At 73.6% G+C, this 14,697-nt stretch carries 13 protein-coding genes; 5 read left to right on the forward strand and 8 right to left on the reverse strand.

Annotated features, from left to right (window positions below; translation table 11 throughout):
* On the reverse strand, positions 1-527 hold a 527-nt coding region (locus K7854_RS32770; protein ID WP_226030227.1), incomplete at its 3' end, for a rhodanese-like domain-containing protein.
* A gap of 111 nt (positions 528-638) precedes the next feature.
* Between K7854_RS32770 and K7854_RS32775 the strand changes: the two genes are divergently transcribed.
* A complete protein-coding gene (locus tag K7854_RS32775; RefSeq protein ID WP_003978241.1) occupies positions 639-917 on the forward strand; it encodes a metal-sensitive transcriptional regulator in 279 nt (92 codons plus the stop codon).
* Between the two features lie 21 nt (positions 918-938).
* On the opposite strand, the gene K7854_RS32780 is transcribed toward K7854_RS32775, so the two are convergent.
* Positions 939-1,682 (reverse strand): sulfite exporter TauE/SafE family protein, encoded by a 744-nt coding sequence (locus K7854_RS32780; RefSeq protein ID WP_226030197.1) that lies wholly within the window; start codon positions 1,680-1,682, stop codon positions 939-941.
* A complete protein-coding gene (locus K7854_RS32785) occupies positions 1,679-3,061 on the reverse strand; it encodes an MBL fold metallo-hydrolase (RefSeq protein WP_226030198.1) in 1,383 nt (460 codons plus the stop codon). Before K7854_RS32785 ends, K7854_RS32780 begins: the two co-directional genes overlap by 4 nt.
* Before the next feature lie 442 nt (positions 3,062-3,503).
* On the opposite strand from K7854_RS32785, the gene K7854_RS32790 reads away from it, so the two are divergent.
* Together K7854_RS32790 and K7854_RS32795 are read left to right on the forward strand one after the other, a co-directional pair.
* Positions 3,504-5,894 carry a phosphoketolase family protein gene (locus tag K7854_RS32790; RefSeq protein ID WP_226030199.1) on the forward strand — a complete coding sequence of 797 codons (2,391 nt, stop codon included), beginning with the start codon at positions 3,504-3,506 and terminating at the stop codon, positions 5,892-5,894.
* The gene (locus tag K7854_RS32795; RefSeq protein ID WP_226030200.1) at positions 5,891-8,266 is read left to right on the forward strand and encodes a glycoside hydrolase family 65 protein; all 2,376 of its coding nucleotides are present in this window, start codon (positions 5,891-5,893) and stop codon (positions 8,264-8,266) included. Before K7854_RS32790 ends, K7854_RS32795 begins: the two co-directional genes overlap by 4 nt.
* Positions 8,267-8,286: 20 nt before the next feature.
* On the opposite strand, the gene K7854_RS32800 is transcribed toward K7854_RS32795, so the two are convergent.
* Positions 8,287-8,745 carry a hypothetical protein gene (locus K7854_RS32800; protein WP_226030201.1) on the reverse strand — a complete coding sequence of 153 codons (459 nt, stop codon included), beginning with the start codon at positions 8,743-8,745 and terminating at the stop codon, positions 8,287-8,289.
* Positions 8,746-9,041: 296 nt separating this feature from the next.
* Between K7854_RS32800 and K7854_RS32805 the strand changes: the two genes are divergently transcribed.
* On the forward strand, positions 9,042-9,326 hold the full coding sequence (locus K7854_RS32805) for a hypothetical protein (RefSeq protein WP_226030202.1): 285 nt from the start codon (positions 9,042-9,044) through the stop codon (positions 9,324-9,326).
* Positions 9,327-9,410: 84 nt separating this feature from the next.
* On the opposite strand, the gene K7854_RS32810 is transcribed toward K7854_RS32805, so the two are convergent.
* Together K7854_RS32810 and K7854_RS32815 are read right to left on the reverse strand one after the other, a co-directional pair.
* Positions 9,411-10,673 carry an arginine deiminase gene (locus K7854_RS32810; RefSeq protein ID WP_226030203.1) on the reverse strand — a complete coding sequence of 421 codons (1,263 nt, stop codon included), beginning with the start codon at positions 10,671-10,673 and terminating at the stop codon, positions 9,411-9,413.
* A 75-nt stretch (positions 10,674-10,748) separates the two neighbouring features.
* Positions 10,749-12,203: a basic amino acid/polyamine antiporter gene (locus K7854_RS32815; RefSeq protein ID WP_226030204.1), complete on the reverse strand. Its 1,455-nt coding sequence runs from the start codon at positions 12,201-12,203 to the stop codon at positions 10,749-10,751.
* A 109-nt stretch (positions 12,204-12,312) separates the two neighbouring features.
* On the opposite strand from K7854_RS32815, the gene K7854_RS32820 reads away from it, so the two are divergent.
* On the forward strand, positions 12,313-12,948 hold the full coding sequence (locus tag K7854_RS32820) for an FxLYD domain-containing protein (protein ID WP_226030205.1): 636 nt from the start codon (positions 12,313-12,315) through the stop codon (positions 12,946-12,948).
* 123 nt (positions 12,949-13,071) lie between these two features.
* Here the strand turns inward: K7854_RS32820 and K7854_RS32825 are convergent, their stop codons facing one another.
* Both K7854_RS32825 and K7854_RS32830 read right to left on the reverse strand, forming a co-directional pair.
* The gene (locus tag K7854_RS32825; protein WP_226030206.1) at positions 13,072-13,836 is read right to left on the reverse strand and encodes a sulfite exporter TauE/SafE family protein; all 765 of its coding nucleotides are present in this window, start codon (positions 13,834-13,836) and stop codon (positions 13,072-13,074) included.
* Positions 13,836-14,597: a GntR family transcriptional regulator gene (locus K7854_RS32830; RefSeq protein ID WP_226030207.1), complete on the reverse strand. Its 762-nt coding sequence runs from the start codon at positions 14,595-14,597 to the stop codon at positions 13,836-13,838. Before K7854_RS32830 ends, K7854_RS32825 begins: the two co-directional genes overlap by 1 nt.
* Positions 14,598-14,697 lie beyond the last annotated feature (100 nt).

Consider the following 14,697-nt stretch of genomic DNA (forward strand, 5'->3'; position numbering starts at 1 on the left):
CCGGTGGGCCGGTTGTGGGGCAGCCGGGCCAGCGCCGCGGCCATGCCGCACGTGTTGGTCACCCCGGAGAAGACCAGCCCCGCGCCCACCGCGCCGGACAGCCAGTGCGCGGGGCGCCAGAACCGGCCGGCCAGGAAGCCGGCGGCGACGAGCGACCCGGCCGCGAGGCGCACCTGCCGGTCCATGGCCCACGGCGTGCGCGCCCCGGCCGGACGCTCGACGGGGTGACCGGCCGCGGCCCAGGCGTTCGTGCCGCCGTCGAGCGTCGCCGCCGCGACGTCCCGCGCGGCCAGGTGCGCGCACCCCTTGGCGGAGCGGTTCCCGGAGGCGCACACGAGCAGCAGCGGCCCCCGCGCGGCGGCAGCCGCCAGGGCGTCGGCGGCCTCGTCGAGGCGCTCCAGGGGGACGTTGTGCGCGCCGGGCAGGTGGCCGCCGGCGTACTCGCCGGGGGAGCGGACGTCGACGACGGTGAACTCGTCCAGGCGGGCCGCCGCCTGCGCGGTGGTCAGGGTCGTGGCGGAGGTCATGGGGGTGATCACGGAGCGAAACCTTTCTCGTTGTTCGTCCCCCCGCGCGGTAGGATACCCGCGGGGGTATGTGGCGATGGGTGCGGTACCGGACGGAGGAGGAGCGGAAGCGTGGAACTCGACATGTCGGCCGACGAACTGAAGTCGGCGCTGAACCGGCTGCGGCGTGCCCAGGGGCAGCTCGCGGGAGTCATCAGGATGATCGAGGAGGGCCGCGACTGCGAGGACGTGGTCACCCAGCTCGCCGCCGTCTCCCGGGCCCTGGACCGGGCCGGATTCTCGATCATCGCCACGGGGCTGCAGCAGTGCATGACCAGTGACGACCCCGAGGTGCGGGACTCGGCGCAGATGCGGGCCCGGCTGGAGAAGCTCTTCCTGTCCCTGGCTTGACGCGCGGGGCATGGCAGCGGATCACAGCACCGCCGTCGCGCCCATCGCCACGGCGACGGCGAGCAGCAGGGCACCGAAGACGCGCCGCAGTGTCCCGGCGGAGACCTTCGCGGCCAGCCGCCTGCCGTCCCACGCGCCGAGGACCGCGGCGGCCAGGAAGGGCAGGAGCAGGGTGAGGTCCAGGTGCACCGAGGTGTACGCCCGGGCGGCGAGTGCGACCAGCGCGTTCGCCCCGACCACCAGCAGGCTCGTGCCCACGGCCGCGCTCATCGGCACCGCGAGCACCGACACCAGCGCGGGCACCGCCAGGAAGCCGCCGCCGACCCCGAGGAAACCGGTCACCGCGCCGAGACCCGCCCCGGCCCCGGCCGCCCGGGTCCCCGACACGGTGCCGGTCCCGCGCGGGGTGCGTCGGCGCAGCATGTGCAGCCCGGCCAGCGCCGCCACGGCCGCGAACAGCAGCGTCAGCACGGCCGCCGGGACCCGCGCGGACAGGGCGCCGGCCCCGGCGGCGGGCAGCAGACCCGCCGCCGCGAACAGCAGTCCGGCCCGCCACCGCACGGTCCCGGCCCGCGCGTGCGCGACCAGCGCGGTGACCGACGTGACGACCACGACGACCAGGCTCGCGGTGGTCGCCGCCGCCGGGGTGAAGCCGAGCAGGTAGACGAGCGCGGGCACGGTGAGGATGCTGCCGCCCGCCCCCAGCGCGCCCAGGGACACACCGGCCACGGCACCGGCGAACAGGGCCAGGATCAGCGGCGTCATGCGGCGGGAGCGTCCGAGGAGGTCACCACCGGCAGACCGGCCTCGGCGGCCGCCGCGAAGCCGTCGTCGACCGCGACCACCTCGCGGCCCGCGGCGTCCAGCACGGACGCGGCGACCGCCGCGCGCATCCCGCCCGCGCAGTGCACCCACACGGTGCCCGGCGGCACCTCGTCGAGGCGCCGGTGTATCTCGTGGACCGGCAGGTGCACGCTGCCCCGCACCCACCCGTGGGCGCGTTCGGCGGCCCGGCGCACGTCCACGACCACCACGCCCTCGTCGTCCCGCCGGGCCGTGGCCAGCTCCGCGAAGGTGGCACGCCGGAACGAGGCCGGCCGGGACCCCTCGGCGATCCAGTCGTCCGGGCCGCCGACCGCCGCCGCGGCCGGGCGGTCGATGCCCACCCGGGCCAGTTCCCGCTGGGCGCGGGCCAGGTCGTCCGGGCCGTGCGCGAGCAGCGTCACCGGCCTGCCCCACGGGATCAGCCAGGCCAGATAGGTCGCGAGCTGCCCGTCGACCTCGAAGTTGAGCGACCCGGCGACGTGACCGGCAGCGAAGGCGACCCGGGAGCGCAGGTCCACGACCCACTCGCCGGCGGCGAGGCGCCGGGCGATCTCGTCCGCGTCGGCGCGCCGGGGCTCGGTCAGGTCCAGCGGAGCGGGGCCCTCGCTGTTCACCGGCGCCATGTGGGCGTAGTAGGCGGGCACGTCGTCCAGCCCCGCCAGCAGCTCCCGGACGAAGGTCTCCACGTCCTGGACGAGCGCCGGGTTGGCGGCCCGCTCGGCGCCGATGGTGCTCTGCTCGCCGCCGGAGGCGGTGGCGGAGCAGAAGCTGCCGAAGCCGTGCGTGGGCAGCACGCTCACCGCGTCGTCGAGCCGGTCCGCGAGCCGGTGCGCGGAGGCGTGCTGCGCGCGGGCCAGCTCCTCGGTCAGCCGGGGCTCCACGAGGTCGGGCCGGCCCACGGCGCCGATCAGCAGCGAACCACCGGTGAAGGCGGCCACGGCCCGCCCGGCCTCGTGCAGGACGTACGAGGTGTGGTGCGGGGTGTGGCCGGGAGTGGCCACCGCCCGCAGCTCCAGCCCCGTGTCGACCGGCTCCACGTCGCCGTCGTCCACCGCCACCCGTGCGTACGCCACCTGAGCCCCGGCCGGCACCAGATAGCGCGCGCCGGTGAGGCGGGCCAGCTCCAGGCCGCCGGTGACGTAGTCGTTGTGGACGTGGGTCTCGGCGACGGCGGTGATCCGCACCCCGCGCCGGGCGGCCGCGGCGACGACGCGGTCGATGTCCCGCGGCGGGTCCACGACCACGGCCGAGCGGGCACCGCCCGCCAGGTAGCTGCGGTTGCCCAGCGACTCGGTCTCCAGGACGTCGACAAAGAACACGGCACGCTCTCCTTCCGGATTTACCCCCCGGGGTATCTCTTCCGCCACCGTAACAGATATACCCAGGGGGGTATTCGTCGCAGGTTGTCAGAGCGCCCCGGGTCCGCCGCCCCGGAACCGCGCCGCAAAGGCGGCGCAACTCCGGTGTGCGGCCCCGAAGCCGGGGTATCCGCTGCACCAGCACGGTCGACACCGGGGTCGGCGCCGGTGACGGCCGTGCTGTTCCCGCCACCCGCCGCCGCCCGCCTCCCGGGGCCCCCTCCGCCCCGTGGTCCCGTGGCCCCGTCGTCCCTCGGCACCGGCGCCGGGTGACCCGTTCGGAACACCACGTGACCCGAACGGCCCTCTCGGGTACCCGCCCGGTCGGCGCAGGGTTGGGATGTGCACGGGCACCCCGTGCCCGCGCGCCCCGACCGGCTGTCCCGACACGGAAGGACCACCGATGTCCGTCGACACGCAGCAGGCGCCCACCGAGCTCACCGACGACGAGCTCGCCCACCTGGACGCCCACTGGCGGGCCGCGAACTACCTCTCCGTCGGCCAGATCTACCTGATGGCCAACCCCCTGCTGGCCGAACCCCTGCGCCCCGAGCACGTCAAGCCGCGCCTGCTCGGCCACTGGGGCACCTCACCCGGCCTCAACCTGGTCCACACCCACCTCAACCGGGTCATCAAGGCCCGCGACCTCGACGCCCTGTGCGTCTGGGGCCCCGGCCACGGCGGGCCGGCCGTGCTGGCCAACGCGTGGCTGGAGGGCTCGTACACCGAGACCTACCCGGACGTCACCCGGGACGCGGCCGGCATGGCCCGGCTGTTCAAGCAGTTCTCCTTCCCCGGCGGCGTACCGAGCCACGTCGCGCCCGAGACACCGGGCTCCATCCACGAGGGCGGCGAGCTGGGCTACGCGCTCTCGCACGCCTACGGCGCCGCCTTCGACCACCCGGACCTGACGGTCGCCTGCGTGATCGGGGACGGCGAGGCGGAGACCGGCCCGCTGGCGACGTCCTGGCACTCCAACAAGTTCCTCGACCCGGTGCACGACGGCGCCGTCCTGCCGATCCTGCACCTCAACGGCTACAAGATCGCCAACCCGACGGTGCTCGCCCGGCTCCCCGAGGGCGAGCTGGACGAACTGCTGCGCGGCTACGGCCACGACCCGATCCACGTCACCGGCGACGACCCGGCCGCCGTCCACCGCGCCATGGCCCGCGCCATGGACACGGCCCTGGACCGCGTCGCCGCGATCCGGCGCGCCGCCCGCGAGGAGGGCGCCACCGGCCGCCCCCGCTGGCCCGTGATCGTCCTGCGCACCCCCAAGGGCTGGACCGGCCCCGCCGAGGTCGACGGACTGCCCGTGGAGAACACCTGGCGCGCCCACCAGGTGCCCCTGTCCGCCGTACGGACCAACCCCGAGCACCTGGCGCAGCTGGAGCAGTGGCTGCGCTCCTACCGCCCCGAGGAGCTGTTCGACGACGCCGGAGCCCCACGGCCCGCCGTCCTCGCCGCCGTCCCCGAGGGGCCGCGCCGCCTGGGCGCCACCCCCTTCGCCAACGGCGGCCTCCTGCTGCGCGAGCTGCCGATGCCCCCGCTGGAGAAGTACGCCGTGCCCGTCGACGAGCCCGGCGGGAGCACGCACGAGCCCACCCGGGTCCTCGGCGACCTGCTCCGGGACGTCATGGACGCCACCGCCGACCGGCGCGACTTCCGGCTCGTCGGCCCCGACGAGACCGCATCCAACCGCCTCCAGGCCGTCTACGCAGCCAGCGGCAAGGCCTGGCAGGAGCGGACCCTGCCCGTCGACGAGAACCTGGACCGGCACGGCCGCGTGATGGAGATCCTGTCCGAACACACCTGCCAGGGCTGGCTGGAGGGCTACCTCCTCACCGGCCGGCACGGACTGTTCTCCTGCTACGAGGCCTTCGTCCACATCGTCGACTCGATGGTCAACCAGCACATCAAGTGGCTCCGGGTGACCCGCCGCCTGCCCTGGCGCGCGCCCATCGCCTCCCTCAACTACCTGCTCACCTCCCACGTGTGGCGCCAGGACCACAACGGCTTCTCCCACCAGGACCCCGGCTTCGTCGACCACATCCTCAACAAGAGCCCCGAAGCCGTACGGGTCTACTTCCCGCCGGACGCCAACACCCTGCTCTCCGTCGCCGACCACGCGCTGCGCAGCCGCGACTACGTCAACGTGATCGTCGCAGGCAAACAGCCCTGCTTCGACTGGCTGACCATGGAACAGGCGAAGGTGCACTGCGCCCGCGGCGCCGGCATCTGGGACTGGGCCGGCACCGAGGACGGCACCCGCGAACCCGACGTCGTGCTCGCCTGCGCCGGGGACGTGCCGACCCAGGAGGTGCTGGCCGCCGCCCAGCTCGTCCGCCGCCACCTGCCCGACCTCGCCGTACGCGTGGTGAACGTGGTGGACATCGCCCGTCTGCTGCCGAGCGGCGAACATCCGCACGGCATGAGCGACTTCGAGTACGACGGGCTGTTCACCGCCGACAAGCCGGTGATCTTCGCCTACCACGGCTACCCCTGGCTGATCCACCGGCTCGCCTACCGGCGCACCGGCCACGCCCATCTGCACGTGCGCGGCTACAAGGAGATCGGGACCACCACCACACCGTTCGACATGGTGGTCGGCAACGACCTGGACCGCTACCGGCTGGTCATGGACGTCATCGACCGCGTGCCCGGCCTAGCCGTGCGCGCCGCCGCCGTACGGCAGCGGATGGAGGACGCCCGGCTGCGGCACCACGAATGGATCCGCGAGCACGGCGTGGACCTGCCCGAGGTCGCCGACTGGACCTGGGACGGCTCGCGGTGACGGCGACCCCGTCGACCTGGGACTACGACCACTACGACGCCGCGGAGGAGCGGCTGCGCGAATCCCTGTGCACCCTCGGCAACGGCTACTTCGCCACCCGCGGCGCCCTGCCCGAGTGCGCCGCCGACGACGTGCACTACCCGGGCACCTATGTGGCGGGCTGCTACAACCGCCTCACCTCCGCCGTCTCCGGACGCGAGGTCGAGAACGAGGACATGGTCAACCTCCCCAACTGGCTGCCGCTGCGCTTCAGGACGGCCGGCGGGGACTGGCTCACGCCGGACACCGCCGAGGTGCTCGACCACCGGCAGACCGTGCACCTGGACTCGGGCGTCCTGGAACGCCTCACCCGCTTCGGGCTCGACGGGGAGCGGGTGCTGTCCGTGCGCCAACTGCGCCTGGTGCACATGGCCGATCCCCACCTCGCCGCCCTGCGCACGGAGTTCACCGTCGAGGGCGGCCCGGCCGACCTGGAGGTGGAGGCGGCCCTCGACGGCGGCGTCACCAACTCCGGGGTGCCGCGCTACCGGGACCTCGACGGCCACCACCTCACCCACGTGCACACCGACGGCGCCGACGACGGCACGGTCTGGCTGCGCTGCCGGACCCGCACCTCCGACATCCGGATCGGCATGGCCGCCCGCACCACCGCCGACGCGCCGGTCACCGCGGCCCGCGAGCACCTGTGCGTCACCCAGCGGGCCGCCCTGCGCGCCGAACCGGGCCGCACCGTCACCGTCGACAAGGTCGTGGCCCTGCACACCTCCCGCGACCCGGCGATCAGCGATCCGCTCCAGGCCGCGGTCGACCGGGTGGCCGAAGCCCCCGGCTTCGAGGACCTGCTGGTCAGCCACCGCACCGCCTGGGGCCAGCTGTGGCGCCGGGCCGAACTCCGGGTGCCCGGCGAGGCGGGCAGCATCCTGCGCCTGCACCTCTTCCACGTGCTCCAGACCCTCTCCCCGCACACCGCCGACCTCGACGTGGGCGTACCGGCGCGCGGACTGCACGGCGAGGCCTACCGCGGCCACGTCTTCTGGGACGAGCTGTTCGTCCTGCCCTACCTGAACCTGCACTTCCCCGAGGTGTCCCGCGCCCTGTTGCACTACCGGCACCGCCGCCTGGAGAAGGCGGGCACCGCGGCCCGTGCGATCGGCAGGCGTGGCGCGCTCTACCCCTGGCAGAGCGGCAGCGACGGCCGCGAGGAGACCCAGCAGCTGCATCTCAACCCGCGCTCCGGCCGCTGGCTCCCCGACCACTCGCACCTCCAGCACCACGTGGGTTCCGCCATCGCGTACAACGTGTGGCAGTACTGCGAGGCCAGCGGCGACGCCGAGTTCCTGCACACCAAGGGCGCCGAGATGCTGCTGCAGATCGCGCGCTTCTGGGCCGACTCCGCCACCTGGGACGAGCATCTCGGCCGGCACCGCATCCGGGGCGTGGTCGGCCCCGACGAGTACCACGAGGCCTACCCCGGCGCCGACCGGCCCGGCCTGGACGACAACGCCTACACCAACGTCACCGCCGCCTGGGTGCTGTCCCGCACCCTGGAGGTCCTCGACGACCTGCCCGCACCCCGCCGCCGCGAACTCGTCGAGCGGACCGCGCTGGACGACGCGGAACTGGAACAGTGGGACAGCGTCTCCCGCACCCTGCACGTCCCCTTCCACGAGGGCGTCGTCAGCCAGTTCGAGGGGTACGGCGACCTCGCCGAACTCGACTGGGCGCGCTACCGCGAGCGGTACGGCGACATCCGGCGCCTCGACCGCGTCCTGGAGGCGGAGAACGACAGCGTCAACAACTACCAGGCGTCCAAACAGGCCGACGTCCTGATGCTGGGCTACCTGTTCTCCCCGGCCGAACTCCGCTCCCTGTTCCGGCGGCTGGGCTACACCCTGGACGAGCGGACCTGGCAGCGCACCGTCGACCACTACCTGGCCCGCACCAGCCACGGGTCCACCCTCAGCGGGCTCGTCCACGGCTGGATCCTGGCCCGCGCCCGCCGAGCCGAGGCCTGGACCTACTTCCAGGAGGCGCTCAAGGGCGATGTCGCCGACCTCCAGGGCGGCACCACGGGCGAGGGCATCCACCTCGGCGCGATGGCGGGCACCCTCGACCTCGTGCAGCGCGGTCTGACCGGCCTGGAGACCCGCGCGGGCGCCCTGTGGCTGGACCCGGTGCCGCTGCCGGAGCTGTCCTCGTACGGGTTCTCCGTGCGCTACCAGGGCCACTGGGGTGTGCGGTTCCGGCTGGAGCACGGCCGGCTGGAGATCGCCGTGCCCGCGGCCGGACCGCTGCCGATCGACGTCCGGCTGCCGGACCGCGAAGTGCGCCTCCGGCCGGGGGACACCTGCCGCCTGGTGCTGCCGGACTGACCGGCCGGCCCGGCCGCCCGTCAGCCGGGCAGGGGATAGGTCACCGTGCGGGGCGACCCGTCCGGCCTGCCGTCGGTGTAGGTGAGGGTGATCCGGGTGAAGTGCGGCTGTCCGGTGCCCTGCTCCCCGCCGGTCGGCATGTCGAGCCGGACGGTCACCGGGTAGGAGTGGAAGGCGCCCGCGGCGCAGTACGGGTCGCAGTCGTTCACGGCGTTCGTGCCACGGCCCACCGCCGCCTGCGCGTCCCAGCGGAACCAGCGCAGGGAGACCAGACGGCTGTTGCCGTCCCCGCAGGCGAGCACGTACGCCTCGGGCCCGATCTGCGGCTGCCCGGAGCAGTCGACCAGCACCGGGTCCTGCGTCTGCTGGGTGCGGGCCGCGGGCTGCGCCGACGGCGCGGCGGATGCCGTGCCCAGGGGTACTGCGAGCGCGGCGGCGGCACAGAGTGTGACCGCTGCCCTCATCGGGTTCCTGCCCATGTCTGCTCCCGCCGTCTCGGGGTCGCTTGTCTCCGCTTGCCCCTTTCTCCGTTCCGACCGTACGACCGAGTCCGTGAACGCACCACTCGTACGGAGCAGCGCCCGGGAGCCCGGGTGCGCCGACCTGCGCGTCGGCCGGGCCGTCCGGTTCGTGCGACAAGACGCCGATTGCATCCCCCGTGTGGTCCTCGGGCCGGCCCGCAACCGCCGTCCGCGCCCCGGTGTCTCATGCCGTCAAGAACGGCGACCCGACCGGGGGACCCGTCAAGGCGACCCCTCACCTGGAGGACCGCGGCATGCACCCGACGACTGCTCCGACCGCCACCGCCCCGACGCCCGCCCGCGGCCGCGACATGGCGGGCGACTTCCTGCTCCAGCCGCCCAACCCGGCCGAGCGCGTCGCCTGCCGGGTCGACCCCGTCGACCTGCGCCGCCTCGACCTGCTCGCCCTGCTCACCACCGCCGGCATCGCGCCCTCCGCCGGGGACCGGGCCGCCATCGACCAGCTCAGCGTGCTCCCCGGCAGTGTGCACACGGCACTGCACCGGTGGCTGGAGCAGGCGTACGGATTCTGCCGCTGAGGTCGCTGAGGTCGCTGAGGTCGCTGAGGTCGCTGAGGTCGCTGAGGCCTCTGAGGCCGCTCGGACCGCTCAGGCCTCTTGGGGTCAGAAGTCCACGGGATCCCGCACCAGCGGGCACGTCATGCAGTGCCCGCCGCCGCGCCCCCGGCCCAGTTCCGCGCCCACGATGGTGTGGACCTCCACCCGGGCCTCGCGCAGCAGCGCGTTGGTCAGGGTGTTGCGGTCGTAGGTGAACACCACTCCGGGTTCCACCGCGACGGCGTTGTTGCCGCTGTCCCACTGCTGGCGCTCGGAGGCGTAGGCGTCGCCGCCGGTCTCCACCACCCGCAGCGAGGACAGCCCGAGCGCCTTGGCGACCACGTCGACGAAGGGCGTCGTCCCCTCGTCGACCACGTCGAAGCCGGGGGCCCGGTCGCCGGGGCGCAGCGAGAAGGTGTGCACCGCGTCCATGATGCGGGGGTAGAGGGTGACCACGTCGCGGTCGGCGAAGGTGAAGACCGTGTCCAGGTGCATGGCGGAGCGCAGCTTCGGCATCCCGGCGACGATGACGTGCTCGGCCGCGCCGTTGCGGAACAGCGCGGCGGCGACCTGGGTGATGGCCTGCCGCGAGGTGCGCTCGCTCATGCCCATGAGGACGACCCCGCCTCCCACCGGCATGATGTCACCGCCCTCGAAGGTGGCCTGGCCCCAGTCCCGCTCGGGGTCGCCCCACCACACCGTCGAGCCCTTGAAGTCGGGGTGGAAGGTGTAGATCGCCTTCATCAGCAGCGTCTCGTCGTGCCGGGCGGACCAGTACAGCGGGTTGAGGGTGAGACCGCCGTACAGCCAGCAGGTGGTGTCGCGGGTGTAGAGGGTGTTGGGCAGCGGGGGCATCAGGTACTCGCGGGCACCGGTGGACTCGCGGGCCAGCGCGAAGTGCGGGGTCCGGAAGTCCTCGGGCAGGTCGGCCGTGGCGAGCCCGCCGACCAGGTACTCGGCCAGTTCCCTCGGCGAGAGGGTCTCCAGGTAGGCGCGGGTCGCGTCGATGAGGCCGATGCCGACCTGGTTGGCGACGATCTTGCGGTCCAGGAGCCAGGCCTTGGCCTCCGGGATGGCCATGATCTGCGCCAGCAGGTCGTGCAGCTCCACCACCTCCACCCCGCGCCGGCGCAGTTCGCCGACGAACGCGGCATGGTCGCGCTGGGCGTTCTCCACCCACATCACGTCGTCGAAGAGCAACTCGTCGGAGTTGGTGGGGGTCAGCCGCCGGTGGGCGAGACCGGGGGAGCACACCAGGACCTTGCGCAGCCTGCCGACCTCGGAATGGACGCCGAGGGCGGGCCTCACGACGCTCTCGTTGCTGGTCACACGGACTCCTTGAGGGATGCGGTGCGGGGCGGGGGGAAACGGAGGAAGAGCGGGGGAGACGGAGGAAGAAGCGGGTCACAGGCTGATCCACCCGGCCACCAGGGCGACGAGGCCGAGCACCGCGCCGGTCACGGACACGGCCAGGACGACGAGTTCCCCGGGCGAGAACAGCCGACGGCCCTGCTCCCGGCGGGCCATCACGAACAGGACGGTCGCCGGGGCGTAGACGATGAAGGACACCAGGACGAACTTCAGCCCCGCCGCGTACAGCAGGAACGCGGTGTACAGCGTGGCGACGACCCCGACGACCAGCTCGCGCCGCGAGGTGCGGCCGCCCTCGGTGCGCGGGTCGTCCCGGCTGCCGATCCGCACCGCGAAGGCCGCCGCCAGCAGGTACGGGATCAGGGACAGGGCGCTGGTCAGGTTGAGCGCGAAGTCGAAGGCGTCGTTGGAGAAACTGGTGGCGATCAGCACCACCTGGGTGAGCAGCGACGTCATCAGCAGCGCCGGGACCGGCACGTCGGCGGCGTTGGCGCGGCGCAGGAAGCGCGGCATGTCGTCGTCCTTGGCCGCGACGAACAGCACCTCCGCCGCCATCAGCGTCCAGGCCAGATAGGCGCCCAGGACCGACACGATCAGCCCGACGCTGATGAACACCCGGCCCCAGGTGCCGACGGCCGCTTCCAGGACACCCGCCATGGACGGCTGGCGCAGGTCGGCGATCTCGGCCATCGGCATGACGCCGTACGACACGATGGTCACCGACGCGAAGACGGCGAACACGCTGAGGAAGCCCAGCACGGTCGCCCTGCCCACGTCGGACCGGCGCCGGGCGTGCCGGGAGTAGACGCTGGCGCCCTCGACACCGAGGAACACGAAGACGGTGGCCAGCATGGTGCCGCGCACCTGCGAGAAGAGGGAACCGGCGTAGTCGGCGCCGCCGAAGTTGTCCGCGAACACACCGGGGTCGAAGTACACCAGGGCCAGGACGACGAAGAAGACGATGGGGACGAGCTTGGCCACCGTGACGATCCGGTTGATGGCCGTCGCTTCCTTCACCCCGCGCCGGATCAGCCAGAAGAACGCCCACAGTCCGGCGGACGACAGCACCACCGCCACGGCGGTGTCCCCGTCGCCCAGCTCCGGCCAGACCGACCCGACGGTCGACATGATCAGGACCCAGTAGGTCACGTTGCCCACGCACGAGCTGGCCCAGTAGCCGAAGGCGGCGAAGAAGCCCAGGTACTCGCCGAAGCCCGCCTTGGCGTACGCGTACACACCGGCGTCGAGGTCGGGTCTGCGCACGGCGAGGGACTGGAAGACGAAGGCCAGCGTCAGCATGCCGGTGCCGGCGATCGCCCAGGCGATCAGCGCGCCCGCGACGCCCGTCTCCTCCGCGAAGCGTCCCGGCAGCGAGAACACACCGGCGCCCACCATCGACCCGACGACCATGGCGGTCAGCGTGAACAGCCCCACCTTCGCGGTGGGCGGAGCCGTGCTGTCGACGTCGGAAGCAGCGGCCTGCGACATGCCGTCCCTCCGGATGGCTGAGCGATTGGGACCACTGTGCAACATGTGGTGGCTTCGGGCATCTTGTTGTCATCTGAGGTGTTTCGGGATTTCAGGAAGGGACGGATCCATGGAGGCAGAGAAGGCGCCGAGCGCGGCTCGTTCGCGCCGTCGGGCGGTGGCGCTCGCCGTGTGTGCCGTACTCACCGGTTCGGCCGTACTGGTGTCCTGCGGCGGCGACGGGGACGACGACGGTTCCGAGGGGTTCAGCCCGACCCCGACCGCCGCCGACACCTCCCGGTTCTCCGGTGAGCCGCCGTCCGCCCTGTCCTCCGCCGCGGAGTCGAGGAAGGCCGAGGCCCGCGCCTCCGTCTCCGCGGCCGAGTCGTCGGCCGCCGCCGCTGCCTCCTCGTTCCAGGCGTCCGTCTCCGCCGACACCGAGCGCGCCCGCGCGGAGGCGGAGCGCCGACTCGAACAGGTGAAGGGGCGGGGCAACGCGACCGGCGACGTCTCCCTGACGGGCCTGCCGCTCGCCGACACGAACAACGTCCGGGCCTTCACCGTCAACATCACCAACAGCGGTGACGAGACCGCCTCCTACGCCGTGCGGGTCGACTTCGGCGACGCCGACGGGAAGGTGGTGGAGACCCGCTTCGTCGGCGCCCAGGACCTGGCCCCCGGCGAGAAGGCGCACCCCCTCGCGATCAGTGCGAAGCCGCCGGAGCCGCGGCTGACCGCGAAGGTGGCCCAGGCCGAGCGGTACTGACGGCCCGCCGGGACGGCCCCGGCCGACCGCCTCCCAACCGCCCCCGGCCCCCGGCCGGCCCCCCGGCCGCCCCCCACCGGCCGACCGCCGGGCGGGGCGGCGCCGCCGATGCCCGTGCGGCGGTCAGCCGTGCAGGGCGAGGTACGGGGCGAGCGCGAACAGCGTCGCGATCAGGGCGTACTTGAGATGCCGCGTGGGCAGCGCGTGCGCGATCCGCCAGCCCAGCAGCACCCCCGCCAGCTCCGGGACGCCGACCAGCACGGCCAGCGGCCAGTCGACGGCCCCCTGGGCCACATAGCCGACCGTCCCCACCCCCGCGATGACGACGGACTGGGCCTGGGCGGAGGCGAGGGACTCCAGCACGGGCACGCCCAGGGCCACCAGCAGGGGGACGGTGAGCATGGGCCCGCCGATGCCGACGATCCCGGCCGCGACGGCGACCGCGAGACCCAGCCCGGCCACCACCGCCGTCGACGGATGCGCCCGCGGGGCGGCCGGACGGCGACGCTCGCGGAACCACACCAGGCCCGCCACCCCCGCCACGAACACGCCGAGCACCAGCCCGAACATCCGCTCGGACACGTACGCGTTGACCAGGACACCGAGCGGGGTACCGGCGACCGCGCTCACCGCGAGGACCAGCGCCGTGCGCCGGGTCCCCGGGTCGCGCAACTGCCCGGAACGGGTGTAGGCGGCGGTCGCGAGGACGCCGGTGGCGACATGGGTGACGAGGGCGGTCCCGGCCACCTGCGCCGGGGTCAGGCCGGTGAGGGCGAACAGACCGATGGTGGGCAGCACCCCGCCGGGTCCGACCGCGGTGATGCCGATCCCGCCGGCCAGACCCAGCAGTCCCAGCGCCACCGACACGGGCACACTCGCACCGGACATCACCGGTCTCCTCCCCGTCGGTCCCCGGCCCCGCCACGATGCAGCGTGGCGCGCAGGGTCATCCGGTCCGCGCGGATCCGGATCGACTCCGTGTCCACCGGCCGACCGTCCGCCAGCCGGGTCAGCCGCTCCAGGGCGAACACCGCCGCCCCCGGCTCGATCCCCAGCAGCCGTGCCGTGCCGGGATCGGCGTTGACCGCGTGCACGGCCACCTCGGCCCGCCCGAGCGGGACGCCCGCGGCCTCCTCGATCAGGCCGAACACGTCCCGCTCCCGCAGGTCGCCGGCAAGCACGGCACGGCCGATGCCGGCGGTCAGATAACTGGTGTCCAGCGACAGGGGCAGCCCGTCCAGCCACCGCAGCCGCTCCACATAGACACCGCCCGCCCCGGCCGGTACCTCCAGCCGGGCGGCGATCGCGGTCGGCAGCACCGGCACCTGAGCGGCGGCCCGCACCTCGTTGGTCACGGTGCCGCGCCCGGTCAGTTCCTCGGCCAGCCCGGTCAGCCGGTCGAGACCGTGCCCGTACTTCGGCAGCAGCACCGTCGTCCCGACCCCGCGCCGCCGGGTGATCAGACCCTCCGCGCGCAGCAGGGCCAGGGCCTCGCGCACGGCGTTGCGCGAGGCGCCGAACCGGCGGCTCAGATCCCGCTCGTCGGGCAGCATGCCGTCGGCGAAGGCACCGTCCGTGATCTGCTGCCGCAGTACGTCGGCCAACTGCCGGGCCCGCTCGGCGCGCGGCCGTCCCCCGTGGTGGTCCATGCCGCTCACGGTAACCCGAATCATGTTTCGCCGATGTTACGCCACCCCTGTTGACCTGCGGAAATGGCTGACCTGCGGGTTCGTCGGGCCGCGCGGCGCG

It is taken from the genome of Streptomyces hyderabadensis (genome assembly GCF_020404845.1).
Lineage (GTDB): Bacteria > Actinomycetota > Actinomycetes > Streptomycetales > Streptomycetaceae > Streptomyces > Streptomyces hyderabadensis.

Bases quoted from the DNA above. Each gene is read 5' to 3' on its own strand.
- K7854_RS32820 (WP_226030205.1), top strand. From the start codon at position 12,313: ATGGAGGCAGAGAAGGCGCCGAGCGCGGCTCGTTCGCGCCGTCGGGCG.
- K7854_RS32825 (WP_226030206.1), bottom strand. From the start codon at position 13,836: ATGTCCGGTGCGAGTGTGCCCGTGTCGGTGGCGCTGGGACTGCTGGGT.
- K7854_RS32830 (WP_226030207.1), bottom strand. From the start codon at position 14,597: ATGGACCACCACGGGGGACGGCCGCGCGCCGAGCGGGCCCGGCAGTTG.
- K7854_RS32780 (WP_226030197.1), bottom strand. From the start codon at position 1,682: ATGACGCCGCTGATCCTGGCCCTGTTCGCCGGTGCCGTGGCCGGTGTG.
- K7854_RS32815 (WP_226030204.1), bottom strand. From the start codon at position 12,203: ATGTCGCAGGCCGCTGCTTCCGACGTCGACAGCACGGCTCCGCCCACC.
- K7854_RS32790 (WP_226030199.1), top strand. From the start codon at position 3,504: ATGTCCGTCGACACGCAGCAGGCGCCCACCGAGCTCACCGACGACGAG.
- K7854_RS32800 (WP_226030201.1), bottom strand. From the start codon at position 8,745: ATGGGCAGGAACCCGATGAGGGCAGCGGTCACACTCTGTGCCGCCGCC.
- K7854_RS32805 (WP_226030202.1), top strand. From the start codon at position 9,042: ATGCACCCGACGACTGCTCCGACCGCCACCGCCCCGACGCCCGCCCGC.